Here is a 24,237-nt window from a genome sequence, read left to right on the forward strand (position 1 = left end):
GCTAGGAATACATTATCTATGTTGACAGTACATCACTTAAATCAATCCCGCTCCACACGAGTACTATGGTTATTGGAAGAGCTTTCCATGCCTTATCAGCGTGTTGATCACCAGCGTGATAAAACAACTCATCTTGCGCCAGCAAGTTTAAAAAAGATTCATCCGTTGGGTAAGGCCCCAGTTATGGTCGATGGGGATGTGGTTTTATGCGAGTCCAGTGCAGTAATGGAATATATCATCGATTTGGATGAACAAAAACGTTTGAGACCAGCCCAAGGTACCGCAGAATATTATCAATATCTTGAGTGGTCCCATTTTGCTGAGGGTTCCTTGGGTTTGCCCGTTATTACTCACCTGTTTATGCAGCGAGAAACGCGCAATGGTGACCAGCCTATGGATAACTACATTGCCAAGGAAATTAACGTAGATTTTGCCTATATAGAATCTACATTGAGCCAGCGCGCATACTTTGCTGGCAATGAGTTTACCGCTGCAGATATTATGATGACGATTATGTTGGAGATTGCGAATAGAAGTGGCTTGCTAGAAGGCCGCGAAAATACTTTGGCCTACCTCACCAAGATAAGGCAACGTCAGGCTTACCAAAAAGCATTGAGTTTTGGGTAAATAATTCATCCATTTTTTTGGTACCTTCTCTCACTATCATAGGCAATTTTTAACCCAATTAAGGTTAAAAAATTGCCACCATGAACATCACTTGATATACAACAAATTCATCTTACTTTACATGCTGTAATATTCTCTACAGATGAAAATAAAAGCTTAAGAAAAAATATAATTGGCAAAGCGTGCCGACACCAGGTCTTATTGATGTGCTGGAAAAAATTAACACAGCTTCGCCAGCCCTTTTGTGTAAGCACTACTGGTAGTACACAAGGGTGCTCATAAAAATGATTAGTGAAGGGTATATAATTGGATTTAACAGCTACAATACCATCCAGTCTTATTATTTTCGTTGACAACAATATTTAGGGGAATACCTTATCCTTAGCAAATTATACTTTTTTATTTCCTAATTATTTGGGTTAATGATGGTAGTATAAATATGAAAGAAGGAAACGCATTAAGACCTGAGCTTACATGGCACAGTATCTCTTCTAAAATCACGCTTGAAAAACTTCAGACCTCTACCTCAGGCTTAAGCCAACATGAAGCCGAAAAAAGACTAAATAGTCATGGCCCAAATTGTTTACCACAAGCCGACAAGCGTAGTGCTTTCATGCGTTTCCTACTGCAATTCAACAATATTTTAATATATGTATTAATGGGCTCTGCTGTCATTACTGCCTTTCTTAGTCACTGGATTGATACTGGTGTCATTCTGGCGGTGGTTGTTGTTAATGCCATCATTGGTTTTATCCAAGAGGGAAAAGCAGAAAAAGCGATGGATGCCATACGCCATATGCTAGCCCCACAAGCCAATGTGATTCGTGGCGGGGAACGGATCACTATTGATGGCAAACATCTGGTACCTGGCGACATTGTTTTACTGGAAGCAGGCGACAAGGTACCTGCTGATATTCGTCTTCTTACAGCACACGGTATGTCAGCCCAAGAAGCTATTTTAACGGGAGAGTCAGTTCCAGTAGAAAAGCACACCCAACCAGTAGCAGAGAATGCACCGCTGGGAGATCGGTCTTGCATGGCTTTTTCCGGCACACTCGTCACTAACGGACAGTGTAAAGGAGTAGTAGTAACAACGGGATTAGGCACTGAGATTGGACGCATCAGCGACCTGTTATCCGAAGTCGAGACCTTATCAACACCCTTAGTCGAGCAAATGGGCATGTTTGCTAAATGGCTGACCATGCTCATTCTTGTGATAGCGGTAATACTGCTGACATTCGGTTATTTCGTCGCACATTATGAATTTACTGAAATGTTTATGGCTGTGGTTGGGCTGTCAGTGGCTGCTATTCCGGAAGGGTTGCCTGCTGTTCTGACAATCACACTGGCCATTGGCGTCCAGGCTATGGCTAGACGAAATGCCATTGTAAGGAGGTTACCTGCGATTGAAACACTGGGAGCACTGTCAGTGATCTGCACTGATAAGACTGGCACCCTCACACGCAATGAGATGATGGTAACCTCAGTACTCACCCACCAGCACCTCTTTAATCTAGAAGGTAATAGCTACGAACCTAGAGGCGCACTCATGTTAGATGATGCTCATGTTTCTCCCGCAGAGCATAGTGTGCTGGAAGAGTTAGCCAGAGCAGCGACGCTCTGCAATGACGCAGCACTTCGCGAACATGAGGGGGTGTGGATGGTAGAAGGTGATCCAATGGAAGGAGCACTACTCGCCTTCAGTGGAAAAATGGATATCAACATCCGACACGAGCAAGCCAAGTGGACTCGCACAGATGCGATTCCCTTTGATGCAAAACATCGCTTTATGGCAACCCTTAACCATGATCACGAACACCATGCTTGTGTTTTCGTCAAAGGTGCTCCTGAGCAATTACTCAGCATGTGTAAGAACCAGCGTGGTGCAAATGGCGAAATAGAGCCATTGGATACCCATTATTGGAACAGTCAGGCAGAAGCAATCGCTGTTCTTGGTCAACGTGTGCTGGCATTTGCGGTTAAACCCGTACAGCCAAGCGAGACCATTTTGGAATATAGCGATGTTGAAGACTCACTGACGCTCGTGGGGATGGTGGGAATGATCGACCCTCCTCGCTCAGAAGCCATTGAAGCCGTAGCGGAATGCATTAGTGCAGGCATCCGAGTGAAAATGATTACCGGCGATCACATTAAAACAGCTGCAGCAATAGGTAAGCAGATTGGTTTACAGAGTACAGAGAAAGTTCTCACAGGCGCTGATCTTGATGGTTTAGATGACGCAGCCTTAAAACATGCGGTACTTGAATGTGACATTTTTGCCCGCACCAGTCCTGAGCATAAGCTGCGCTTAGTGATGGCACTGCAAGCTCACGGAATGACTGTCGCAATGACAGGTGACGGTGTTAACGATGCACCAGCACTCAAGCGGGCTGATGCAGGTATTGCTATGGGTCAAAAAGGCAGTGAAGCAGCTAAAGAAGCAGCAGAGTTGGTTTTGGCTGATGATAACTTTGCTTCTATTGTGGCAGCTGTACGCGAAGGACGCACAGTTTACGATAACCTTAAAAAAGTTATCAGCTGGACACTGCCCACTAATGCAGGTGAAGCAATGACGATTGTTATCGCTCTGCTCTTAGGTATGACGTTACCCATTACCCCTGTTCAAATTTTATGGGTTAACTTGATTACGGCCATTACACTAGGGATAGCACTGGCGTTTGAACCCACGGAAGAAAATACAATGCGCCGTCCACCACGCACTCGTAATGAGCCATTATTAAATGGTGGTTTAGTTTGGCATATTGTGCTGGTTTCCTTTCTTTTTCTTTGTGGTGTATTTGGTATTTATCATTACGCAATGGATCAGGGTTATACCGTTGAACTTGCTCGCACCATCGCACTTAACACGCTAGTGGTTATGGAAACTTTCCATCTGTTTTTCATTCGCAATATTTATGGTACATCGCTAACCTGGAAAGCCATACGTGGCACTAAAGTCGTTTGGTCAGTAGTAGCCTTAGTTACAGCAGCTCAGTTTGCAATCACCTACTTTCCACCACTACAAGCCGTATTTGCAACAGCCCCAATTCCATTCTTAGATGGTTTATTGATCATTTGTGTTGGTGTTGCTCTGTTTACAATTATTGAACTGGAAAAACAAATTCGCCTCGCATTTCGGCGAATGAAAGAACCAGTTGTATAAAATATGATTTTAAAATTGTTTGTTTTAAACTTGGTATTAGAAAAGAGTCGCTAAAACAGCTTTGGCCCTAACAATATTTTGCTCGACGGTAAGAATAAAATAGGCATACATAAGTGTTTGATGCCTTTTATTCTGAGACGCATGGTATGAAAAAATACTAATCGCTTTATTTTGATTACAACGTATAGGCTTACTTGCTTCCTCTTTTTTTAACTCTTTAAGTATCCATTTTAATAACAAGGAGGTGTTTTCATACAATTCCTTTGGTTCCATAGCACATCCTTTTAAAGCGTGAAAATACTGTATATTTTACGCAACAAGAAAAACCTCAAGAATAACTAGTCTTTCAATAAACACATCTGCTTATTATAATTCACCGCACAGGATGTTGTCTGTCCCCAAAAAATGGGGACAGACAGAAAGTAGTTGGGATGGCATTCTAAAAGGTTTCACCAAAAGCTTTAACTTAGCTGAGCAATCACACTATTAGGAAGAGATGGATTCAGATGAACAAGATGATCACTGGCCGTAGTACCAGTCAAGCTCGTGACTTTATGGATGGTATATGGAATAAACATGAGTTAGCCTGTATTTCTGAGCAAATGGCACATAATTCAATTATCGAAAGCCCTGTCAGATATTCTATTGGTAGTGTGGCTTTTAAGAATATTATGCAAATTTGGCTACGTGCCTTCCCCAATATCAAGTATATGGAAGAGTCGCTTTCAATCACAGAAGATTGTTTACTCTTAAAGTGGTCTGTAAGCGCAAATCACCTTGGTGAATTTTATTCAATTGCGCCTACAGGAAGAAAAGTACGCTATGGTGGTTTAACAAAGTTTACCATTAAAGATAACTTGATCTGTAATTACAGTGCTTTTGTCAATGTCAAAGGTATTTTATCCCAGCTTACCAGCCAAGATACAGTTATTTTGAACAGTAACTTAATCGACAGCTTATACGATGCGGTAAGAGAGGTGCTAGGCAAAAACTTATCGAATCAACAGATCACATGTCTTGCACTTTCCTGCTTAAATATTTCAGTAAAAGAAATTGCTCAGTTTTTACGTATAGAACAAAGCTCTGTACTCACCTATTTACACCGTGCATTTTGCTCACTTGGTATTTATAACAAGAAAATGCTGATTGATTTTGCTATTGAACATAATGCATTTGAACTACTTACTAGAATTGCCACAACCTTAAAGCTGCAAAAACTATGAACCAATCTTCAAAGTTAGAAATATAAAGTGGACCCCATACAGTTCATGTATGGGGCCAGTGCTTTAACAAAAAGCACCGCAAAACATCAAACAAAATCATTATAAAAGAATGGTTAATATGCGTACATATAAACGCTTGCTATATTTTCACTTAATTACTTATCAACTCTTGCTCTGTACGAAAGTTATGGTCTAGTACTCTTGAGCTACCCATTATTTTGGTCGCAAACAAGTAGGTAAATCCTGTTGCACCTATTACTAATCCTGTAAAAACTGGGTTAAATGTTGATAGTGAAGTTATCACCAGCGGTGTTAATCCACCAAAAATGGACAGCGCTATATTATACCCAAGCGCAAGTGAGGTTGTTCTATTTAAAGCCGTAGTCTGGTTAAATAAAACAGCGCATGTTGGCGAGAGAATGAGTGCTGATATGATGAGAATACAAGATTGCGCCAAGATAAGCATGCTTATATCCGTTGAATCAAGCATCATATAGAGCACGGGTGAAAATACAATCAATCCATAAATGCCCATAGTCATGGCTTTTTGTGTAGACCAGTGCTTGTCCACCGCATAACCAACCACCAAAAATAATAGCACCAATATTGTATTATTGAGCAAAGCATAAAGCGCTTTTAATTCGCTGCTGTCAGCAATCAGTTTAACTAAGGTATTTGAGCAGGTAGCATTAACATAAAAAATAATACCTGCAGGAATGGCAACCAAAAATACTTTTACAATAGAGTGCATATCAAGCTTAAAGGTTTTATGATTAGCCTCAAGTGGTACTTTATCCGTTAATTTGAGTTTAAAGTAAAAACTAATGATGATATTTAAAACCCCAAGCGCCAAAGGTACTCTCCATCCCCAACTTGTCATTTCTTCTGCTGTTAGCTGATACTCCAATATAAAGGTAACAACTAAAGAGATAATAACGCCCAGCAAACTACTACTCACAATTAACGATGAAACTCTGGCCTTTTCGTTAGGATAAGCATTATCTAATAAATAACTGATAATCACGGGGTATTCACCGCCAAAGCAGAAAGACTGCATCATTTGCAGTAATAGCAGGGCACAAGGTGCTAACAATCCAATATGTTGATAGGTCGGTAGACATGCAAGCATGAGTGTTGCTGCACCAATTAATGCGCTAGTAAATATTAGCGCTGGCTTTCTACCATGTTTATCAGAATACATTCCCATGACTAAACCACCAATGGGTCTCATGAGAAAGCGTAGTGCAAAAATTCCCCAAACAAAAAGCAATGAGTTTTCAGTACTTTCTGGAAAGAAGTTTACTGCTATATAAGTTGATATGCTTGCATATACTGCGATATCATAGTATTCAAAAGTATTCCCTGCGACAATTCCTAGTCGCCTTTTCCATGAAATCATTTCTTACTTCAGCTCCGTACTTAGTTTTATTCCATAAAAACTATTTTACATTGCCTTTATAAAATTAGGTAGACATGCTTTCAAATAATACTTACAGTAAGGCAGATACAGTGTTTTAACTTGTTTATCTGCTTTACTGTAATTAAATTAGAGTACTGCACAGAATATACATCAACAAATAAAAATGTTTTACAGTTCTTTTGCCTCAGTACTAATGGCCTTCTGATACCAATAAAAGCTTTTTTTACGATACCTTGCTAAATCCTTGAGATCAAACTCGTCACGATTAACGTAGATAAAACCATAACGTTTACTGCAACCTTGATGAGTACTAACCAGATCTATCGCTGACCATGGACAAAAACCAAATACTTCAACACCTTCCTCAGTCGCTAAACGCATCTGTTCAATATGCTGGCGCAAGAAGTCAATGCGGTAATTATCCTCAACCGTAAGATTACCCTGCTCATCTTTTACTAACTCATCAAAGGCACCTAAACCGTTTTCAGTCACAATTAATGGCAGCTGATAACGATCATATATTTCTCGTAGAGTCATCCTAAAGCCAACAGGATCAACCTCCCAACCAAACTCATTAACCTTTAAGTGAGTGTTTCGGCTAGCGGTATAAAAGCCTGACTCACCTACCGTTAAATGCTGATCGCCAGTATGACCTTTTTCTACCTCTTCACCCGAACTACGTGTAACCGTTTGAGATGTATAATAGTTAAATGCTATAAAATCAGGTGCTGCATTTGCCAGTATTTCCATATCGCCTTTTTCTATCGTTGGAGTCCACCCCCTACATTCTAAAAAGTTCCAGGCTATAGTGTTGTAACGTCCAAAAACAGCCATATCCAAATATAACCAGTTTCGTATAGCAGAGTACGTATTTGCTGCAAGTATATCCTCAGGATGAGATGACGCAGGATAGATAGAAACAATGTTCGGAGCAGGGCCAATCTTAGCAGTAGGTAAAACCTGTCGACAAAGTTTTACTACCTGTGCTTGAGCTAATAACATATGATGATTTTCTTGATACAGTGCTTTCATCGGATCAGCTAAGAAAGTATCTTGCGTTCCAAGAGCATTACCGTGAAGTATCATCATGTTTTGCTCATTAATAGTAAGCCAGAATTTGACCCTGTCACCAAAGTGATTGAAGACTGTTCGCGCGTACTCAATAAATGCATCTATTGTCTCGCGATTTCCCCAACCACCTTGTTCTGCTAAAGCTTGAGGTAAGTCGAAGTGATAAAGCGTTACAAATGGCTCTATCCCATAATTTAATAACTCATTAATCAAACTATCATAAAACGCTATTCCCGCTTTGTTAATATCACCTCTTCCAGTTGGGTATATCCTTGTCCACGAGATGGAAAAACGGTACGTTTTCAAGCCTAGCTCTGCAAAGAGCTTAATATCTTCTTTGTAACGGTGATAGTGATCACTACAAACCTTAAAGTCAGTTACACCTTCAGTATGGTTTGCCAAATCAATCACTGAAAGCCCTTTCCCATCTTTATCCCACGCGCCTTCAACTTGATAAGCCGAAGTAGATGCTCCCCACAAAAAATGTGGTGTTAACTGTCGTGACTTTGGATTTAACATACAACGCTCCAGAAAAAACACCGTTCATGTCATAACAGTGTATTAGTATACTGTAAGCGAACCTATGAATCTCAATAAAAGACATAAACTGTATCTTAGCCAATAACACTGACTAGATATTTTTGAAAATTTTACACCATTATTTTCAGTGATTATATCCACTCGCTTTTGACTTCTGTAATAACCACATCCATACTGGTTAACCCACTCTCTATTTGAGATGTTATCCGTTCTATGGTTTGTTTATCCTTCGAAATAATGACAGCATTCCATTCAGCTAAGTCATGGCTATTGTGGTAGTCAGACTCAGTTACTGCGACATTAGATAGCCTTCCAAATTTATCTTTAAAGCCAGCCATGCGTTGACGTTTCTCTTTGAGAGAGCGGCAGCCAGGTAACTGAAGACTGAATATTATTAACCGAATATGCATAATTTAAAATTTTAAGCGTTTTATTTTTGTGATTAATTGAATAACTGCATAAACTATATTTAATAAAAAATACGACAACATGACATTATAGTTTAATATAGTTTTAAGGTAAGAAAACGACTTTTAACTTTATTTTAAAAAATAATATTAGAGAGGATAAGGTAAAAAATATTTAAAGTACTATCCCTGTACAGCTGATTATTCCTTAAATAATACAGTCTTACTTATATACTCAATAAAAAACTAGTGTGAAACTTGCGTTTGCCTTTTAGCTTTATATTTATAAACTTCTATATGGTTAACTGTTGGGTTAACTTGTTGCATCTCTGGGTGACTCGACATAAAAATCTCTTCACCAACAATTTCACTATACTTATCATCTGCATCAGGAAGTAAACGAACAGCAAGCCCACGCATCACATTTTCAAGATGACCGTCTTCCCATGAACTGACTGTTCCCTGAAAGTCCCAATCAAAACCTGTTAGTTTAAAGGGCTTTCCATTCATCTTCTCAATATCACGCAAAGTCAAACCTATCACAATACCTTCTTTATTATGGTAACAAGGTACTTCATCCTCAGTTACTCGATCAATGATAATAGCCTCAACTCTTTCGTTTTCATCCAGCTGTAGCACTAATTGTTTTTCTTCATTTTCAGGGTAAACAGTGACATGCTTTAAATGTGTATCTTCATCCAGGGGAATTTCTTCCACTAACATATTGTGCTTTCCAATATGTTTGCGCACACTGGAAAGTGAATCATTCAACTTAATACTGCCCACTTGTTGGCCTGGAATTATCAAGCAATCATCGTCGGCATAGCTAACAAAAGCCTGTCCTAATAATATAACAATACCCAGGTACCACTTTGCATAATTACTCATGTTGTCACTCGTTTAGCATTCCTTTTATTTATGAATGTTCACTAACTGTTTTATTAATACATGTACTGTTGTATGTCGATACACTCTTCGCAAACCATTTTTAATGGATATGCATGCAGTATGTTATATTAAGCAAAAGCTCAAATACGTTAGTCAATTCACTATGTCTGTAACTAACACTATCACAATTACTTAAACAGAAAGATTGTGAGTTACCGCAATCTTTTAAACTTATACCAATATCCCAAATTTCTTTTGATTTATTAGTCATATTGTTGTGACTGGTGTATCAATTTTGGCTACTCTAATTTTAATAATATATTACACTTATGTTATTAAAATTATACGCGCCTGACTCAGCCTCTTAGGGCACCTAAGTCAACCAACTATTTGCAATGTCTTGAATAAATGCTGGTTAATTAACTCAATACTTGGCTTTCATTCATTATGATTGATCATATCACTCTAAACGTGGGCAACTTGGAAAAAAGCAAACTGTTTTACCTTTCAGCCCTTGCTCCACTTGGTTTATCAGCAGTACAGTATTTGCAAAATTGGACCGCGATTGGCAAAGATAACCAACCAGTGCTTTGGTTTCAGCAAAGCACTACCACTCGTCCCCATTTGTCCCTTGCTTTTAAAGCTGAGTCACAGCGACAGGTGGATGAATTTCATACCGCAGCTATTAGTGCTGGCGGTATCAGCCATGGCAAGCCTGAAAACCGACAGCAAGAGAGTCATTCAAATCGACTTAGCTACAGCGCTTTTGTGCTCGATCCAGATGGTCACATCATTGAGGTATTCAAGCCTTTAGAGTAAAACCTTTCCTCAGGACGAGGGTATCGCAAAAGACTAGGAACACAGCAAAAGCTAGGTAAAATCAGTGAAAAAGCAGAGTTTATAGATCATCAATGAGCAGTAGAGATCAAAGCTGATCTTCTACTGCGGGGAAGAGTAAATCACTTCATCAAAACGAGCCGTGTATCAGTACGAGATAACGCCTTAACAGACTTACCTTCGTTACCAATACCTCTTAGAATGCGCACGCCATCATCAATAACTTCCATTAAACGATCCAAGTCATCCGCTTCTACATAGAACAACGTATCATGACTACCAAGTAAAGCATGTGCACTTTTTATTTCAGGGTGCTTGCTAAGTAAACGCTCACTGATATTTATTGCACCACTAATATTAATATCAGCCAGAATCCAAGCGGCTGTATTTGTGGGGTGCCCATGGCTTTCTGCGGTTAATTGCTCGCCAAAATATTCAAGTGAAAGAGAAGTTTGCGTATGCGAAATAGGGTTAAATTTATCTTCAATTAAATGAGCTAGTTTAAACGTTACCACTTCTTTCAATGCAGCTAAAGAACTTGCCTCACCATAACAAATCAAGTCATCTGGACCAATTAAACAGTGGACAAGAATAATTTCATCTATTTGTAACAATTCTTCACGAATTTTGTGGACATCATTATCGCCCGCATCGACCAAAATAAAAAAACCCAGTTTTGTGCTCACGATGAACTCCTGCCACTTGTTAATAGTTTAAACTCAACATGCACTATGTTAGCAGTATATTGATACAATACCTTGTTAAGCATCAAGCACCTTGCATCTCACAAAGCAGTCGCTCTATTACAGGTTGAGTATCTGGTCTTATCCCACGCCAACAGTAAAATGATTCTGCAGCCTGCTCAACCAACATACCTAAGCCATCAAGCTGAACCCTGCCTCCGGCTTCTTTTGCCCATTGGTTAAACACCGTTATATTTGGCCCATACATCATGTCGTATGTACAGGTAGTTGGGCTGATCAATGACTCAGGTAATGGAGGAAGCTCTCCAGCTAAACTCGCCGCTGTACCATTGATCACGAAATCAAAGGTGCCATCATTTGCCACCAGCGATGCCAAAGAGGACAGTTGTTGTGCAGTCACATTACCAGCTGCTTGAAATACACTGGCAAGCTGTTCCGCCTTAGCATGTGTACGGTTAGCGATTGTGATACTTTGTGGGCCTGCTTCTAGCAGCGGAGCAAGTACTCCTCTTACCGCGCCGCCCGCACCTAGCACTAAAATTCGTTTTCCTTGGAGGGAGAAAGCATGATTTTGTTGTATATCTCTAACCAATCCCACGCCATCAGTATTATCTCCCCACAGCTCACCTTGCTGATCTTGCCATAGGGTATTAACTGCACCAGCCTGTAATGCTCGCTCAGTTAAATTGTCAGCTAACTGAAATGCAGACTCTTTGAAAGGAACGGTTACATTAAGTCCCCCACCATTATTCGCAAAGAACTCTTTAACCGCAGACTCAAACCGATCCAGTTCAATACAGTAAGCGTCATACTGCAATTGCTGCTGAGTTTGTTTAGCAAACAGCCTATGAATTGTTGGTGATTTACTATGGTTGATGGGATTACCAAATACACCATATCGTGCTTTTTGCTCAGCAGCTTTCATTTCAGTTACCTAAATCCATTCTTGCTTTTTCAGATACCGCTCATAAAGTTCTGCTTCTGGCGTACCTGATTCAGGCTGCCAATTGTAGTCCCATTTCACTAAAGGCGGTAAAGACATCAGTATCGATTCAGTTCGGCCGCCAGACTGCAAACCAAATAATGTGCCTCGATCATAGATCAAGTTAAACTCTACATAACGACCACGGCGATAGAGCTGAAAATCTCGTTGCTGCTCATTAAACGGCATGTGTTTACGTTTAGCGACTATGGGCAGATATGCAGTTAAGTAACCATCACCTACAGCCTTCATAAATGCAAAGCAACGGTCAAAACCCCAGGCATTAAGGTCATCAAAAAACAGTCCACCAATCCCTCTGGGCTCATTACGATGCTTTAAATAGAAGTAATCATCACACCATTGTTTATAGTCTTTATAAACTTCATTACCAAATGGCAGGCATAAGTCATACGCCACTTCGTGCCAATGTTTACAATCTTCATCAAAGCCATAGTAGGGTGTTAAATCAAAGCCTCCTCCAAACCACCAAACAGGGTCAGCACCAGGCTTCTCTGCAATAAAAAACCGAACATTAGCATGAGAGGTCGGCACCATTGGGTTTTTCGGATGGACAACTAAAGATACCCCCAGGGCCTGAAATGATCTGCCAGCCAACTCTGGACGATGAGCAGTTGCAGAGGGTGGGAGTCCTTCGCCATAAACATGCGAAAAGTTAACACCACCTTTTTCAAAAACTGCTCCATTAGCGATAACACGAGTACGACCACCACCTCCCGCTTCTCGCTCCCAGCTTTCTTCAACAAACTCAGCATGTCCATCCATTTCAGCGAGCTGTTCACAAATTTTATCTTGCAGGGCTAGCAGATAATCTTTTACTGCAGCGATATCGGGTTGGTTCACCGTGTATTACCTGTATTAATTATTTGCTCAACCTGTTTTTTGGTACTAAAACAAGCGCAACTACTGACGAACAATACGTCCTGATACCAAATCTTTAATCACCGAAGGCCTTAACTGCTCACCTAAAGCCCCTCTCACAATCCCCCCCAAGTTACTACCTAATGAATGCTGCAAGCCTTGTTCATCAAGAGGGGGGTCTCCTGCTTTGTTTGCAGAGGTTGAAACAATAGGCTTGCCAAACTCAAGGCATAGCTGACTAACAATGGGGTGAGCACTCACACGTACTGCCACTGATGTGAAATCACCTTTGATCCAATAAGGAAGCCAGTTTTTTGAATCGGGGATTAACCAGGTGGTATGACCTGGCCATGACGCTTTAAGCGTTTCCTGTTGCTGAAAAGACAAAGGGGCTATTAATGGTGCAATCTGCTCTAGGTTAGCCGCAACGATAATCAAACCTTTATTCACTGGCCGTTCTTTTATCGTTAGGAGCTGCTGAGCTGCTTTTTCCTGCCATGGGTCGCAACCAAGCCCCCATACAGCTTCTGTGGGGTAGGCAATAACCTCCCCCATTGTTAACGCAGTTGCAGCCTGCTTAATACTCAGGCTTTTCATCATCGGGCCTGAAGCTTCTCTTGTAAGGCCTGGTTTTTCTCTAACACTTCAGCTGCATTATTTTTGCGATCTTCAAGCAGCGCTTTCTGTAACTCTGCATCTTGTAGTGCGATAATTTGCAAAGCTAGATAACCCGCATTTTTTGCACCTGCCTTGCCAATAGCTACTGTAGCAACAGGAATACCACCAGGCATTTGAGAAGTAGAAAGTAATGCATCCATACCATCCAATGGACCTGCATCAATAGGCACACCAATTACAGGCTTAATGGTAAGTGAAGCAACTACACCGGCAAGATGCGCAGCCATACCAGCACACGCAATAAAAACAGCACATCCACGCTGATCGGCGTCTTTGACATAGTGATGGGTAGCATCTGGGGTTCGATGCGCAGAGTGAACTCTTACTTCAACAGGAATATCAAACTTTTCCAGGACATTTAGAGCGGCCTCAACTTTCGGGAAATCTGAGTCTGAGCCCATAAGTATCGCAACAAATGGCTTTGCCATAATTACACTCCCTCAATGCGTTAGTCTCGACGGTGCGTAAGTTATCCTGTCAAATATTATCTGGCAAGCAATCCATGGCTAAATATTTTTTGATCGTAGTATATTCCAAACAGCTCAACTTCTTATAAAAATCCAGGTGCAAACATAACCCAATATAGAGCGCGCTAAGACCTCATACGTTTGCGATAGCCACCAGGAACACTTTCAATAAAGCCTGATAATTCTAGTTGCAATAACGCATCAGCAACTTGTTGTACATTAAGTGTCGTTCTCAAAACAATTTGGTCTATGTGACAGGTAGTATCCTCTATCGCTTCCATCACACTCTGCTGTTCAGTGTTGAGTGCTGATTGGGTTGCTTCGTCAGATGTTTCATTATTTCCAAAGTCAATGTGTTGGACATTGGGAGGGGTCTGGCGCCGTACTTCTTCCACAATGTGATCAACTTGATCAACCAGCTTGGCCCCCTGTCGAATCAGCTCATGACAACCTTTACTCAACGGGTTGTGAATAGAGCCTGGTATTGCAAATACATCACGCCCCTGTTCCGCTGCTAACCTAGCAGTAATCAACGAGCCACTGTTCAATGTTGCTTCCACCACCAAGACTCCTGTACTTAGACCGCTGATTAGCCTATTGCGACGAGGAAAGTTACTGGACTGAGGTTTTGTTGATAATGGAAAATCACTAATCAAAGCACCTCGCTCACAAATACGTTCAGCAAGTGCTTTATGTCGCGCGGGGTACACCACATCAAGACCAGTTCCCAATACCGCAACTGTCGCACCACCACCAGCCAAGGCCCCTTGATGCGCAGCAGCATCAACACCATAGGCTAAGCCACTGGTAATCACATAACCACGACTGGCTAACTCTGCTGCAAATGAATAAGCATTTTCCTGCCCTTGGTTACTTGGATTTCGGCTACCAACAATAGCAATCTGCTTGAGAGACAAAAATTCTAAATGACCATTCACAAATAGCAGTGGAGGCGCATCAACAAGCTCTTGTAATAACTTAGGGTAGAGTGTCGCGTGGTAGGGAATTATGTAGTGATGAGGTTTTTCAAACCAAAGGTAAGTATCCTCAAGTTGTCGTTGAATTTCTGAGTAAATTTCACCCGTCTGCCTTTGTAACTGCCTTAACCCTTCAATGGATTCCTTTGGCAAACCCGTTAGTGTATTTGGGTTTGCTGCTAATACATTTTCAGGTGTTCCCATTTTTTCTAATAGCTGATGAAAACGACGCGGCCCAATGCCAGGAATTAAAAATAGCGTCAACCATGGTGCAATAGCAGTCCATTCATATTGCTGATGTGGCATAGTGATTATCGCCCCTCGTCATTATCATGTACTTTCCAATATACAATCACATACTTTACTTATCGCTCAACACAAAAAAGGAGGACTCTGGTCCCCCTTTATAAATAATCAGTAGTTTTTTATTTACTGAAAAACAACGTTCTTATGGATTGGTAACCATGTCACCCGTATTAATAGGCTGTAATGCTTTTAATACAATGCCATAGCTCATTTTATCAAACGCTTTATACACCATCAGTGTGCCTACATGCTCTGGCGGTAACTCGACTTTTTGCTTAGCAATCTTATCATGAACAATTGCTACCCGATTAATTGATAAGACTGTTCCAGACATCACACCATTGCGGCCACCAAGGTTTATTAATACATTATCAAACTGACCAATTTGGGTAACCCCCCCAATCACACTCAGTATTTCACCCTCAACGGTTTGTTTTGGTGCACTAGGATAAAAAGTCGGTTGTACCGCTGTTTCTTCTGTTTCTAACAGACGGTCACCTACTCTAATCTCCTGGTTACTTTCGGTAATAGAAACAGTCCCCACATCACCTGAAACAGACTTTATTTTCGCCACACCAATATCATGAACAACTGTTCCTAAATACTCTTTTGTTTTTGGATCAGTGTAATCTCTGCCTTTACGAAACACCCCCATAGCTTTTGCATCTTCAGGGAATTGTCCTCTTGCATAAATCACATCACCTGCCCCAGTCACAATTCTTTCTTGACGGCTGGCAATCACATAAGGTGCTTTTGAAACACCGTCTGTGTTATCAATAATTCGGCTCCGTTTTAAAAAGCTGCTAATGGCATTTAATGGAATTGATGGTATTGCCGTATCAATGGGTGTGGAGCGAATCTTTGGAGACAAGCGAATTGTGCGTCCACCATCTCCACGCTTACCCAACACGAGTCGTGGTTTGCCATCAACATACACTAAGTTGATCACATCACCTGGATAAATTTTATGTGGATTTTGTATTTCAGGATTAACATGCCAAATTTCAGGCCACATCCATGGCTTGCTTAAAAACATGCTTGCAATATCCCAAAGGGTATCACCGCGTTTCACTGTATAGGACTGCGGATGCCCTGACTTCACTACATCTTCTGTCGCCCCAAAGGCTGAAAAGCTGAACAAACAGGATAATACTATCCCAAGCAGCACTTTCCTCATGGTGAAGGCCCCTAACTTATTGGTTATCATCGTTGCAATTAAGGCAGATAAAATGATGGAGCGAACTCCCCCGAAAACGAATTTGACCCCTTTGCAATATGTTACATATGCCAACATACACAGTCTGTTGTATACACAAAGCGGTCGAGGCTCATATGGGCACTCATATCATCAATGCCTCTAAGCGCAATATAGCGCAGGATTTTCTGTATTACCGTTACTTTTTCACAAAAAATGTGATGTATATAACTATTTATTTGTGAATAACTATTATTTGATCAAGAGATACTGATAACCAAAAATTATAGAACGTGATCTCAAGTCAAACCAGTAAATGAACTATCACCTTATATAAAAAGACAAACCATTAATGACAGGTTGCTAACGACTTAATGGATACTTTCTCTCACCCGTTACTTAAAGCAGAGTGTTTTGTGAAAAGCACTTTGGTAACAGAGAACCAGGACAACACGTTAAGAAGCTGACCAGCGGCCATAACTTAAGCCAGTTTTCTGTTTTGCGCTATTGTATTATTATGGGCTTCCAAAAAGTGGGCAGTGTTTGAATAGAGGTATAAGAGAAAGCATGGCTATCTTAAATATTCTGGAGTTTCCTGACTCTCGTTTACGAACCAAGGCACAGCCAGTTGAAAAGGTAGATAATGCTATCAAACAACTTGCTAAAGATATGCTGGAAACAATGTATGCAGCGCCAGGTATTGGTCTTGCTGCCACTCAGGTGAATGTGCATAAGCGTGTGGTCGTTATGGACACGTCTGAAGAGCAAAATGAGCCCTTAGTGTTTATCAACCCAGATATTACCCCACTGACTGACGAACAAGGGCATCTTCAAGAAGGCTGCTTGTCTGTACCAGGTTTTTATGAGGAAGTAGTTCGCCCCACTCGAGTCACAGTAACAGCACTCAATGTCGAAGGTGAATCCTTTACGTTGGAGCTTGAAGGCCTACAGGCTGTGTGTATTCAGCATGAAGTGGATCATTTAAACGGTAAGCTGTTTGTTGACTACTTATCTCCACTAAAACGAAACCGCATCAAAAAGAAACTTGAGAAAGCACACCGCCTTCAACAAAACCCAGTGAGTGCATAACCCTAACATCACTTTCAAATATATCTCTTCTAGTTCTAATCTCCCTCATTAGAGTATGCTTCAGGCTTGCTTTTACAAAGCAGGCCTTATCGTTTTGTCAGGAGAAAAAATGAGCCAATCACCACTGAACGTTGTGTTTGCTGGCACCCCAGACTTTGCTGCTGCCCACTTACAGGCATTACTTGAAAGCGAACATCAAATTATCGCCGTTTATAGCCAACCTGATCGCCCTGCTGGCCGTGGTCGAAAAGTTACCATGAGTCCCGTGAAAACACTGGCTCAACAGCACCAGCTGCCTGTTTATCAGCCGAAAACATTACGTGACCCAAGTGCTCAAGCTGAGTTAGCTGCGTTAAAGCCTGATGTATTGGTAGTTGTCGCTTATGGCTTAATTTTGCCACAAGCTGTGTTGGATATCCCACGCTTAGGCTGTATCAACGTACATGCATCATTACTCCCCCGCTGGCGAGGTGCAGCCCCCATTGAGCGAGCATTATTAGCAGGAGATGAAAAGACCGGAGTAACCATCATGCAAATGGATGCTGGGTTAGATACGGGTGATATGCTGTTAACAGCAGAGTGCCTAATTACCCAGGCAGACACATCTGCTGAGCTTTACCAGCGCATCACTGCACTTGGCGCACAAACACTGCCTGCAGCTCTTTCTGCACTTGCTCAAGGAAACCTTTCTCCTGAGCAACAAGATCACAGCCAAGCAACTTATGCAGAAAAGATCAATAAAGCTGAAGCTGAAATAAACTGGCAGCAACCTGCTGAAACTATCCACCGATTAATTCGTGGTTTTAATCCTCGTCCTATTGCTTTTAGCAATCTCAACGGAGAAGTAGTTCGTATCTGGGAGGCTGAGCTGGAAGCAATTGCTCACCAAGCAGAACCAGGAACAATTCTAGCAGCAGATAAACACGGTATTACTGTAGCCTGTCTAGATAGTGCCATTCGCATAACCAAGCTACAGCTTGCTGGGGCAAAAGCGATGAGTGCTCAAGATATCCTAAACAGTCGTGGCCACTTATTTACAATTAATCAACAATTCACATCTGCATAAACTTTATGAGTGAAAAAATTCCCCCAGCTAAAAACCATAGCCAAAATAAGCCTGCGAGCAAAAAACAGGGTAAATCACTAAGCGCCCGAACTGCAGCAGCTTTGGTTATCAAAGAGGTTATTGTAAATAAGCAATCACTTGCTAGTTTATTACCTAAGTATTCACTGCGAGTTAATCAAACAGAAAGTGGTTTATTCCAAGCACTATGTTTTGGTTGCTGCAGACACTTCTATAAACTGCAACAGTCAGCCCACCAGCTGTTACAAAAACCTCTTAAACCTAAAGACCAGGATGTTATGGCGCTTATCATGCTGGGCATTTTGCAGCTCACTCATATGCGAACCCCTGCTCATGCCGCAGTCTCTGAGACAGTGGCTGGGGCTAGACAGCTCAAAAAACCATGGGCCAATAAATTAATTAATGGGGTGCTGAGGAATTATCAACGCCAGCAAACAGCGACTTCCTGTCAAAGTGAAAAAATGGAAGTCACTTTCAACCATCCTGCTTGGTTATTAACATTGCTAGAAGCGCAATATCCTGACCAATGGCAGCATATTGCCTCAGCCAATAATCAGCACCCTCCCATGACGCTTCGAGTAAACCAGCGTTATATTCAGCGAGATGAGTACTTACAAACACTCAAAGCCAGCGGAATTGGTGCATTTGCAACGCCACATTCATCAGTTGGTATTCAGCTCGAACAACCTATTGATGTTGCACTGCTACCTAACTTTACTGATGGTTTTGTGAGCGTACAGGATGAAGCACCGCAATTAACGCCAGCATTATTAGACCTAGCACCAGGCCAGCGTGTGCTGGATGCTTGCGCCGCTCCAGGCGGTAAAACCTGTCATATGCTAGAGCATGAGCCAGACTTAGCCAATATGGTGGCGCTTGACTGTGACAGTGAGCGTTTACAACGTGTCAGTGACAATTTATCCAGACTAAAACTCAGTGCAGATTGTATAGCAGGTGATGCTGGTAATCCTGAAGCATGGTGGGATGGCAAACCATTTGACCGTATTCTGTTAGATGCACCGTGCTCGGCAACAGGTGTTATTCGTCGTCACCCTGATATTAAATTACTCAGGCAAGCCAGAGACATAGCAAATTTAGCAGATCTTCAACAGCAGATTTTGTCAGCACTTTGGGCTTTGCTAAAGCCGGGAGGCAAGTTACTCTATGCAACATGCTCAGTGATGCAACAAGAAAATAGCCAACAGATTGCGTATTTTTTGCAGCACACAACTGATGCATCGTTATTAAATTTGGATGTAGGCTGGGGTTATGATACAGGTTATGGCAGACAGCTACTCCCTACTAACGATAGCCATGATGGTTTTTTTTACGCACTATTACAGAAAAAAAAGGCATAACACCGCCATCATTACCGGTCTGTAACCAATAGCGCAAACGACTTTAAAAATATACGGTTTGTGAAGACTATTTATGTAAAAATACTTATATCATTTCATTTATGCATAACTATTGTTTACTTAACCCCCATTTTCTGGCTAAGCCGGAAATAGAATAATCATGAATCACGTAGGGTACTCAGCCTGTTGTGAGCATCTTGTCAGAGGCTGTGAAGAGCGACTATGAAAATAATTATACTAGGCGCAGGTCAGGTTGGCGGGACACTCGCTGAAAATTTAGCTGATGAAGCAAATGATATCACTGTAGTAGACACCAATGGTGATCGCTTACGTGAACTGCAAGACCGAATCGATATTCGAACCATTCAAGGTCACGCTTCATTTCCGAATGTATTACGTCAGGCTGGGGCAGATGATGCCGATATGCTGGTTGCCGTCACTAACAGTGACGAAGTGAATATGGTGGCCTGTCAAATTTCTTATACCCTGTTTCGCACCCCCACTAAAATTGCACGTATCCGTCAGACGTCTTATTTAAATCAGTCAGAGTTATTCAAAAACGATGTCATTCCAATTGATGTCCTGATTAGCCCAGAGCAGGTTGTAACAAACTATATTCAACGCTTGATCGAACACCCAGGAGCACTTCAGGTTCTAGACTTTGCAGGAGGAAAAGTACAGCTAGTAGCAGTAAAAGCCTATTACGGCGGCCCTCTTGTTAATCAAGAATTACGCTTTCTACGTGAACATATGCCTTCTGTTGATACACGTGTTGCCGCCATTTTTCGCCGTGGTAAGGCTATTATGCCAGAAGGTTCCACCGTCATCGAAGCAGATGATGAAGTGTTTTTTATTGCAGCACAAAAACACATTCGTGATGTTATGAGTGAGTTGAGACGGCTGGATAATGTCTATAAGCGCATTATCATTGCTGGTGGGGGAAATATCGGTCAGCGCTTAGCAGAGTCGATTGAGAACCGTTATAACATCAAAATCATCGAGCGTGACTTACCTCGCTGTCACTTTTTATCGCAGTTACTCAATAAATCAATTGTCTTCCATGGTCACGCATCTGATCGCGAGTTATTACTGGCTGAAAATATTGAAGAAACAGATATTTTTTGCGCCTTAACTAATGACGACGAAGCCAATGTCATGTCTGCAATGCTGGCAAAACGTTTAGGTGCCAGAAAAGTAATGGCATTAATCAGCAACCCTGCTTATGTTGATCTTGTTCAGGGTGGTGAAATTGATATTGCCATTTCACCACAAATGGCAACCATTGGCAGCTTATTAACCCATGTTCGTCGCGGTGATGTCGTCAATGTCCACTCATTAAGAAGGGGAGCTGCAGAAGCAATTGAGGCCATTGCTCATGGTGATGCCAAAAGCTCTAAAGTAGTCGGTCGAACAATTGATGAAATTGAGCTACCTCCAGGCGCATCAATTGGCGCGATTGTTCGTAATGAACAAGTCCTCATTGCTCATGACCATATTGTGATTGAATCTAATGATCATGTTATTTTATTCGTAACCGACAAGCGCCGTATTAAAGAAGTTGAGCGTCTATTCCAAGTTGGCCTCACATTCTTCTAGCTTAAAGGACTAAATTTAAGGCAAGCATGCGTTTTTCTATTATCATTAAAATTCTTGGCATCTTGCTCATGCTTTTTAGTTTTACGCTATTGCCTCCAGCATTAGTCGCTAAATGGTATGGTGAGCAAGAAGTGGCTATTTTTGGATATGCCTTCCTGATCACGTTAGCAACAGGCTTCATAAGCTGGGCACCTGTTTGGAAAGTCAAACAGGAGTTAAGGATTCGTGATGGTTTTTTAGTCACAGTACTTTTTTGGACAGTGCTAGCAACCTTCGGAACACTCCCCCTCTACTTAATGAAAAGCCCACAGCTGTCGTTTATAGATACGCTGTTTGAGTCACTGTCTGGACTTACCACAACAGGTGCCACAGTGATTACCAGCTTAGACAGCCTACCCAAGTCCATTTTATTTTATCGGCAGCAACTTCAGTGGTTAGGGGGAATGGGGATTATCGTGCTTGCGGTAGCCATTTTGCCCATGTTGGGTATTGGAGGAATGCAGCTGTACCGTGCAGAAACGCCAGGCCCTATCAAAGATACCAAGCTAACACCGCGGATAACAGAAACGGCTAAAGCGCTTTGGTATATCTATTTATGCCTAACCCTGGCCTGTTTTCTCGCTTACTGGTTAGCAGGAATGAGTTTATTCGACGCAATTTGTCATAGTTTTTCAACCATCGCCATTGGCGGATTCTCAACACATGATGCCAGTCTGGGTTACTTTAACAATAGTGCCGTTGAAGCTATTTGTATTGTTTTTATGGTTCTGGCAGGGATTAATTTCGCGCTCCACTTTTTTGCCTGGCGACACCGAAGTATCAAGCACTATTTTAATGATTCAGAGGTTAAACTGTACCTCTGGTTACTGCTTTCAATTAGCTTAGTCGCTGTTTTAGTTTTATATTTTGACTCCCCTTACAACCTCTCAGAGTCTATTCGCTTTGGGGTTTTTGAAGTGGTGTCTATAGCTACAACCACTGGTTTTGGTACCGCAGATTTTTCGATCTGGCCACACTTTTTACCCTACCTGCTATTTTGGACATGCTTTGTCGGAGGCTGTGCAGGATCTACAGCTGGTGGAATTAAAGTTATTCGTGTTATGTTGATATTTAAACAGGGGGTGCGTGAGGTTCAAAAACTCCTTCACCCAAATGCCATCGTCCCCATTAAGCTTGGCAAAAAAGCACTTCCTGAACGCGTGATAGAAGCGGTATGGGGTTACTTTTCAGTATATGTTTTCATTTTTATTACGCTTTTTCTGGCAATGCTGGCATTAGGTTTGGATTTACCCACTTCTTTTTCAACAGTTGCATCCTGTATGAATAACTTAGGTCCAGCCCTAGGTGATGCAGCAGCGAACTACGCAGGTTTACCTGATGCGGCAAAATGGATCCTTTGTTTGGCTATGCTTTTAGGTCGTCTGGAAATTTTTACACTGCTTGTACTATTTTCTCCAGCATTTTGGCGGCGCTAACAACCAGTATTTTGGCAGTGCTAACAAGAGGGTATCTGGCAGTTTTTGTAAGCAACAAGGAAGCATAATGCCTATCCCCAAAACAAAGGTTTTTTAGCAGGCTAGTCTGGCCTGTTAATGATATTACTTGAAAACAAGATTACTTTACTCATAACGTAACACAACTGATTTAAACCATTAATCTGTCTTAAATGTCTTGACCCATAGGGTCTAATCTATAGGAAATACATCGATAAATATAATAAGCAATACTTCAGGAGCCGGACATGAATGAGTTTAAAAATATCCTCGTAGCGATTACTCACACCCATTACAACAACGATGAGATCGATAAAGCCATTAAGCTTACCAAAGCAAATAATGCAAAGCTTACGATTGTAGCTATTGATGAGCCTATCTCTCGCCTGGCTGAGCTGGCCATGGAGACAAAGCTAAAACGGCTTTTTACTCATCAACTGGATGAAGTAGTGAATGAGTTTCGCAATAAAGTCAATCAGGCAGGTGTTAGCAATTGCGATACTCGAATACTTTGGGGTAAAGCTTACACCGAAATCATACGACTGGTTCAGAAAGAAAACTTCGATTTGGTAATTAAGCTTGCTGACCCCTTTATCAACTTCAGCCGTAAAAAATTAACAGGCGATGACCTTAACTTGTTACGCAAATGTCCCGTCCCAGTTTGGCTCCTTGTCGATACAGGAACACACACTGGTGATGTGAAGAAAATTTTAGTGGCTATCGACTCCGACTTTGACAATGATGAGCGCGTCAAGCTCAATAAGCGTCTACTTAGCTATGCAGATAGTTTGTTTACTATGGAGCAGGCAGAAGAACTTCATATTATCCAAGTGTGGGGGCTATATGGAGAAGAAAGGTTAAGAGGTCCTTTTATCAATATGCCTGAAGAAGAAATTGACGAAATGCTGGAAAAAACCCGTAGTGAAAATGAGCGGGCGATGAATAACTTAATTAATGCCGAGGGAATGGATAAACCTGGAGTCATCCCACACCTGATCAAAGGCAGTGCTTCTGTAGAAATACAACGCCTGGCGCAAAAAGAAGATGTTGATATGATCGTCATGGGCACCGTTGGCCGAACAGGACTCGCAGGGTTCGTCATAGGTAATACAGCTGAAAACGTACTGAATGAAGCGAGCTGTTCAGTGCTTGCGGTAAAACCAGAAGGTTTTGCTGCTCCAACCATTAAATAAATATACCCTTAGTTGAGGGTAATACTCAGCAAACTTTGGCAAGAGCCAACTACAACAGCC

The 24,237-nt window shown here is 41.5% G+C and carries 22 protein-coding genes; 10 read left to right on the top strand and 12 right to left on the bottom strand.

Annotated elements, in window-relative coordinates; translation table 11 throughout:
• The first annotated feature begins 18 nt into the window (after positions 1-18).
• Both KHS79_RS13455 and KHS79_RS13460 read left to right on the top strand, forming a co-directional pair.
• Positions 19-627 carry a glutathione S-transferase family protein gene (locus KHS79_RS13455; RefSeq protein ID WP_212719743.1) on the top strand — a complete coding sequence of 203 codons (609 nt, stop codon included), beginning with the start codon at positions 19-21 and terminating at the stop codon, positions 625-627.
• 439 nt (positions 628-1,066) lie between these two features.
• A complete protein-coding gene (locus KHS79_RS13460; protein WP_212719744.1) occupies positions 1,067-3,790 on the top strand; it encodes a cation-transporting P-type ATPase in 2,724 nt (907 codons plus the stop codon).
• 36 nt (positions 3,791-3,826) lie between these two features.
• On the opposite strand, the gene KHS79_RS13465 is transcribed toward KHS79_RS13460, so the two are convergent.
• Positions 3,827-4,063, bottom strand: coding sequence for a hypothetical protein (locus KHS79_RS13465; protein ID WP_212719745.1), 237 nt, complete (start codon positions 4,061-4,063; stop codon positions 3,827-3,829).
• A 233-nt stretch (positions 4,064-4,296) separates the two neighbouring features.
• Between KHS79_RS13465 and KHS79_RS13470 the strand changes: the two genes are divergently transcribed.
• Complete coding sequence (locus KHS79_RS13470) at positions 4,297-5,013, top strand: ester cyclase (RefSeq protein ID WP_212719746.1); 717 nt, start codon at positions 4,297-4,299, stop codon at positions 5,011-5,013.
• Between the two features lie 151 nt (positions 5,014-5,164).
• On the opposite strand, the gene KHS79_RS13475 is transcribed toward KHS79_RS13470, so the two are convergent.
• The 4 genes from KHS79_RS13475 to KHS79_RS13490 all read right to left on the bottom strand — a co-directional run bounded on the left by KHS79_RS13475 (position 5,165) and on the right by KHS79_RS13490 (position 9,339).
• Positions 5,165-6,412 (bottom strand): MFS transporter, encoded by a 1,248-nt coding sequence (locus KHS79_RS13475; protein ID WP_212719747.1) that lies wholly within the window; start codon positions 6,410-6,412, stop codon positions 5,165-5,167.
• Between the two features lie 189 nt (positions 6,413-6,601).
• A complete protein-coding gene (locus KHS79_RS13480) occupies positions 6,602-8,023 on the bottom strand; it encodes a glycoside hydrolase family 1 protein (protein ID WP_212719748.1) in 1,422 nt (473 codons plus the stop codon).
• A gap of 152 nt (positions 8,024-8,175) precedes the next feature.
• On the bottom strand, positions 8,176-8,454 hold the full coding sequence (locus KHS79_RS13485) for a DUF503 family protein (protein WP_094789146.1): 279 nt from the start codon (positions 8,452-8,454) through the stop codon (positions 8,176-8,178).
• Between the two features lie 243 nt (positions 8,455-8,697).
• The gene (locus KHS79_RS13490) at positions 8,698-9,339 is read right to left on the bottom strand and encodes a hypothetical protein (RefSeq protein ID WP_212719749.1); all 642 of its coding nucleotides are present in this window, start codon (positions 9,337-9,339) and stop codon (positions 8,698-8,700) included.
• A gap of 447 nt (positions 9,340-9,786) precedes the next feature.
• Between KHS79_RS13490 and KHS79_RS13495 the strand changes: the two genes are divergently transcribed.
• Positions 9,787-10,158: a VOC family protein gene (locus tag KHS79_RS13495; RefSeq protein ID WP_212719751.1), complete on the top strand. Its 372-nt coding sequence runs from the start codon at positions 9,787-9,789 to the stop codon at positions 10,156-10,158.
• Between the two features lie 140 nt (positions 10,159-10,298).
• Here the strand turns inward: KHS79_RS13495 and KHS79_RS13500 are convergent, their stop codons facing one another.
• The 7 genes from KHS79_RS13500 to KHS79_RS13530 all read right to left on the bottom strand — a co-directional run bounded on the left by KHS79_RS13500 (position 10,299) and on the right by KHS79_RS13530 (position 16,346).
• Positions 10,299-10,862: an Lrp/AsnC ligand binding domain-containing protein gene (locus KHS79_RS13500; RefSeq protein WP_027708849.1), complete on the bottom strand. Its 564-nt coding sequence runs from the start codon at positions 10,860-10,862 to the stop codon at positions 10,299-10,301.
• Between the two features lie 82 nt (positions 10,863-10,944).
• Positions 10,945-11,805: a shikimate dehydrogenase gene (gene aroE / locus KHS79_RS13505; protein WP_027708850.1), complete on the bottom strand. Its 861-nt coding sequence runs from the start codon at positions 11,803-11,805 to the stop codon at positions 10,945-10,947.
• A 9-nt stretch (positions 11,806-11,814) separates the two neighbouring features.
• Complete coding sequence (hemF, locus tag KHS79_RS13510) at positions 11,815-12,723, bottom strand: oxygen-dependent coproporphyrinogen oxidase (protein WP_212719753.1); 909 nt, start codon at positions 12,721-12,723, stop codon at positions 11,815-11,817.
• 60 nt (positions 12,724-12,783) lie between these two features.
• Positions 12,784-13,341, bottom strand: coding sequence for a Sua5/YciO/YrdC/YwlC family protein (locus KHS79_RS13515; RefSeq protein WP_233468424.1), 558 nt, complete (start codon positions 13,339-13,341; stop codon positions 12,784-12,786).
• Complete coding sequence (purE, locus tag KHS79_RS13520; RefSeq protein WP_212719755.1) at positions 13,338-13,847, bottom strand: 5-(carboxyamino)imidazole ribonucleotide mutase; 510 nt, start codon at positions 13,845-13,847, stop codon at positions 13,338-13,340. Before purE ends, KHS79_RS13515 begins: the two co-directional genes overlap by 4 nt.
• Positions 13,848-14,011: 164 nt before the next feature.
• A complete protein-coding gene (dprA, locus tag KHS79_RS13525; RefSeq protein WP_038291571.1) occupies positions 14,012-15,169 on the bottom strand; it encodes a DNA-processing protein DprA in 1,158 nt (385 codons plus the stop codon).
• 142 nt (positions 15,170-15,311) lie between these two features.
• Positions 15,312-16,346: a LysM peptidoglycan-binding domain-containing protein gene (locus KHS79_RS13530; protein ID WP_027708855.1), complete on the bottom strand. Its 1,035-nt coding sequence runs from the start codon at positions 16,344-16,346 to the stop codon at positions 15,312-15,314.
• Positions 16,347-16,931: 585 nt separating this feature from the next.
• Between KHS79_RS13530 and def the strand changes: the two genes are divergently transcribed.
• The 6 genes from def (at position 16,932) to KHS79_RS13560 (ending at position 24,177) form a co-directional block, all read left to right on the top strand.
• On the top strand, positions 16,932-17,453 hold the full coding sequence (gene def, locus KHS79_RS13535) for a peptide deformylase (RefSeq protein WP_212719757.1): 522 nt from the start codon (positions 16,932-16,934) through the stop codon (positions 17,451-17,453).
• A gap of 109 nt (positions 17,454-17,562) precedes the next feature.
• Positions 17,563-18,519, top strand: coding sequence for a methionyl-tRNA formyltransferase (fmt, locus tag KHS79_RS13540; protein WP_212719758.1), 957 nt, complete (start codon positions 17,563-17,565; stop codon positions 18,517-18,519).
• Between the two features lie 5 nt (positions 18,520-18,524).
• A complete protein-coding gene (gene rsmB, locus KHS79_RS13545) occupies positions 18,525-19,895 on the top strand; it encodes a 16S rRNA (cytosine(967)-C(5))-methyltransferase RsmB (RefSeq protein ID WP_212719759.1) in 1,371 nt (456 codons plus the stop codon).
• 222 nt (positions 19,896-20,117) lie between these two features.
• Entirely contained in the window at positions 20,118-21,491 is a 1,374-nt protein-coding gene (gene trkA, locus KHS79_RS13550; protein ID WP_027708859.1) for a Trk system potassium transporter TrkA, read from the top strand.
• A gap of 26 nt (positions 21,492-21,517) precedes the next feature.
• Positions 21,518-22,966 carry a TrkH family potassium uptake protein gene (locus KHS79_RS13555; RefSeq protein WP_094789154.1) on the top strand — a complete coding sequence of 483 codons (1,449 nt, stop codon included), beginning with the start codon at positions 21,518-21,520 and terminating at the stop codon, positions 22,964-22,966.
• 266 nt (positions 22,967-23,232) lie between these two features.
• Complete coding sequence (locus KHS79_RS13560) at positions 23,233-24,177, top strand: universal stress protein (RefSeq protein ID WP_094789155.1); 945 nt, start codon at positions 23,233-23,235, stop codon at positions 24,175-24,177.
• The last annotated feature ends 60 nt before the right edge of the window (positions 24,178-24,237 follow it).

The organism is Zooshikella ganghwensis, from assembly GCF_018263875.1.
GTDB classification, from domain to species: Bacteria; Pseudomonadota; Gammaproteobacteria; order Pseudomonadales; family Zooshikellaceae; genus Zooshikella; species Zooshikella ganghwensis.

Bases quoted from the DNA above. Each gene is read 5' to 3' on its own strand.
- KHS79_RS13475 (WP_212719747.1), bottom strand. From the start codon at position 6,412: ATGATTTCATGGAAAAGGCGACTAGGAATTGTCGCAGGGAATACTTTT.
- KHS79_RS13485 (WP_094789146.1), bottom strand. From the start codon at position 8,454: ATGCATATTCGGTTAATAATATTCAGTCTTCAGTTACCTGGCTGCCGC.
- KHS79_RS13470 (WP_212719746.1), top strand. From the start codon at position 4,297: ATGAACAAGATGATCACTGGCCGTAGTACCAGTCAAGCTCGTGACTTT.
- KHS79_RS13490 (WP_212719749.1), bottom strand. From the start codon at position 9,339: ATGAGTAATTATGCAAAGTGGTACCTGGGTATTGTTATATTATTAGGA.
- fmt (WP_212719758.1), top strand. From the start codon at position 17,563: ATGAGCCAATCACCACTGAACGTTGTGTTTGCTGGCACCCCAGACTTT.
- aroE (WP_027708850.1), bottom strand. From the start codon at position 11,805: ATGAAAGCTGCTGAGCAAAAAGCACGATATGGTGTATTTGGTAATCCC.
- purE (WP_212719755.1), bottom strand. From the start codon at position 13,847: ATGGCAAAGCCATTTGTTGCGATACTTATGGGCTCAGACTCAGATTTC.
- KHS79_RS13460 (WP_212719744.1), top strand. From the start codon at position 1,067: ATGAAAGAAGGAAACGCATTAAGACCTGAGCTTACATGGCACAGTATC.
- KHS79_RS13495 (WP_212719751.1), top strand. From the start codon at position 9,787: ATGATTGATCATATCACTCTAAACGTGGGCAACTTGGAAAAAAGCAAA.
- KHS79_RS13530 (WP_027708855.1), bottom strand. From the start codon at position 16,346: ATGAGGAAAGTGCTGCTTGGGATAGTATTATCCTGTTTGTTCAGCTTT.
- KHS79_RS13455 (WP_212719743.1), top strand. From the start codon at position 19: ATGTTGACAGTACATCACTTAAATCAATCCCGCTCCACACGAGTACTA.
- KHS79_RS13515 (WP_233468424.1), bottom strand. From the start codon at position 13,341: ATGATGAAAAGCCTGAGTATTAAGCAGGCTGCAACTGCGTTAACAATG.
- dprA (WP_038291571.1), bottom strand. From the start codon at position 15,169: ATGCCACATCAGCAATATGAATGGACTGCTATTGCACCATGGTTGACG.
- KHS79_RS13465 (WP_212719745.1), bottom strand. From the start codon at position 4,063: ATGGAACCAAAGGAATTGTATGAAAACACCTCCTTGTTATTAAAATGG.
- rsmB (WP_212719759.1), top strand. From the start codon at position 18,525: ATGAGTGAAAAAATTCCCCCAGCTAAAAACCATAGCCAAAATAAGCCT.
- def (WP_212719757.1), top strand. From the start codon at position 16,932: ATGGCTATCTTAAATATTCTGGAGTTTCCTGACTCTCGTTTACGAACC.
- trkA (WP_027708859.1), top strand. From the start codon at position 20,118: ATGAAAATAATTATACTAGGCGCAGGTCAGGTTGGCGGGACACTCGCT.
- KHS79_RS13560 (WP_094789155.1), top strand. From the start codon at position 23,233: ATGAATGAGTTTAAAAATATCCTCGTAGCGATTACTCACACCCATTAC.
- KHS79_RS13480 (WP_212719748.1), bottom strand. From the start codon at position 8,023: ATGTTAAATCCAAAGTCACGACAGTTAACACCACATTTTTTGTGGGGA.
- KHS79_RS13555 (WP_094789154.1), top strand. From the start codon at position 21,518: ATGCGTTTTTCTATTATCATTAAAATTCTTGGCATCTTGCTCATGCTT.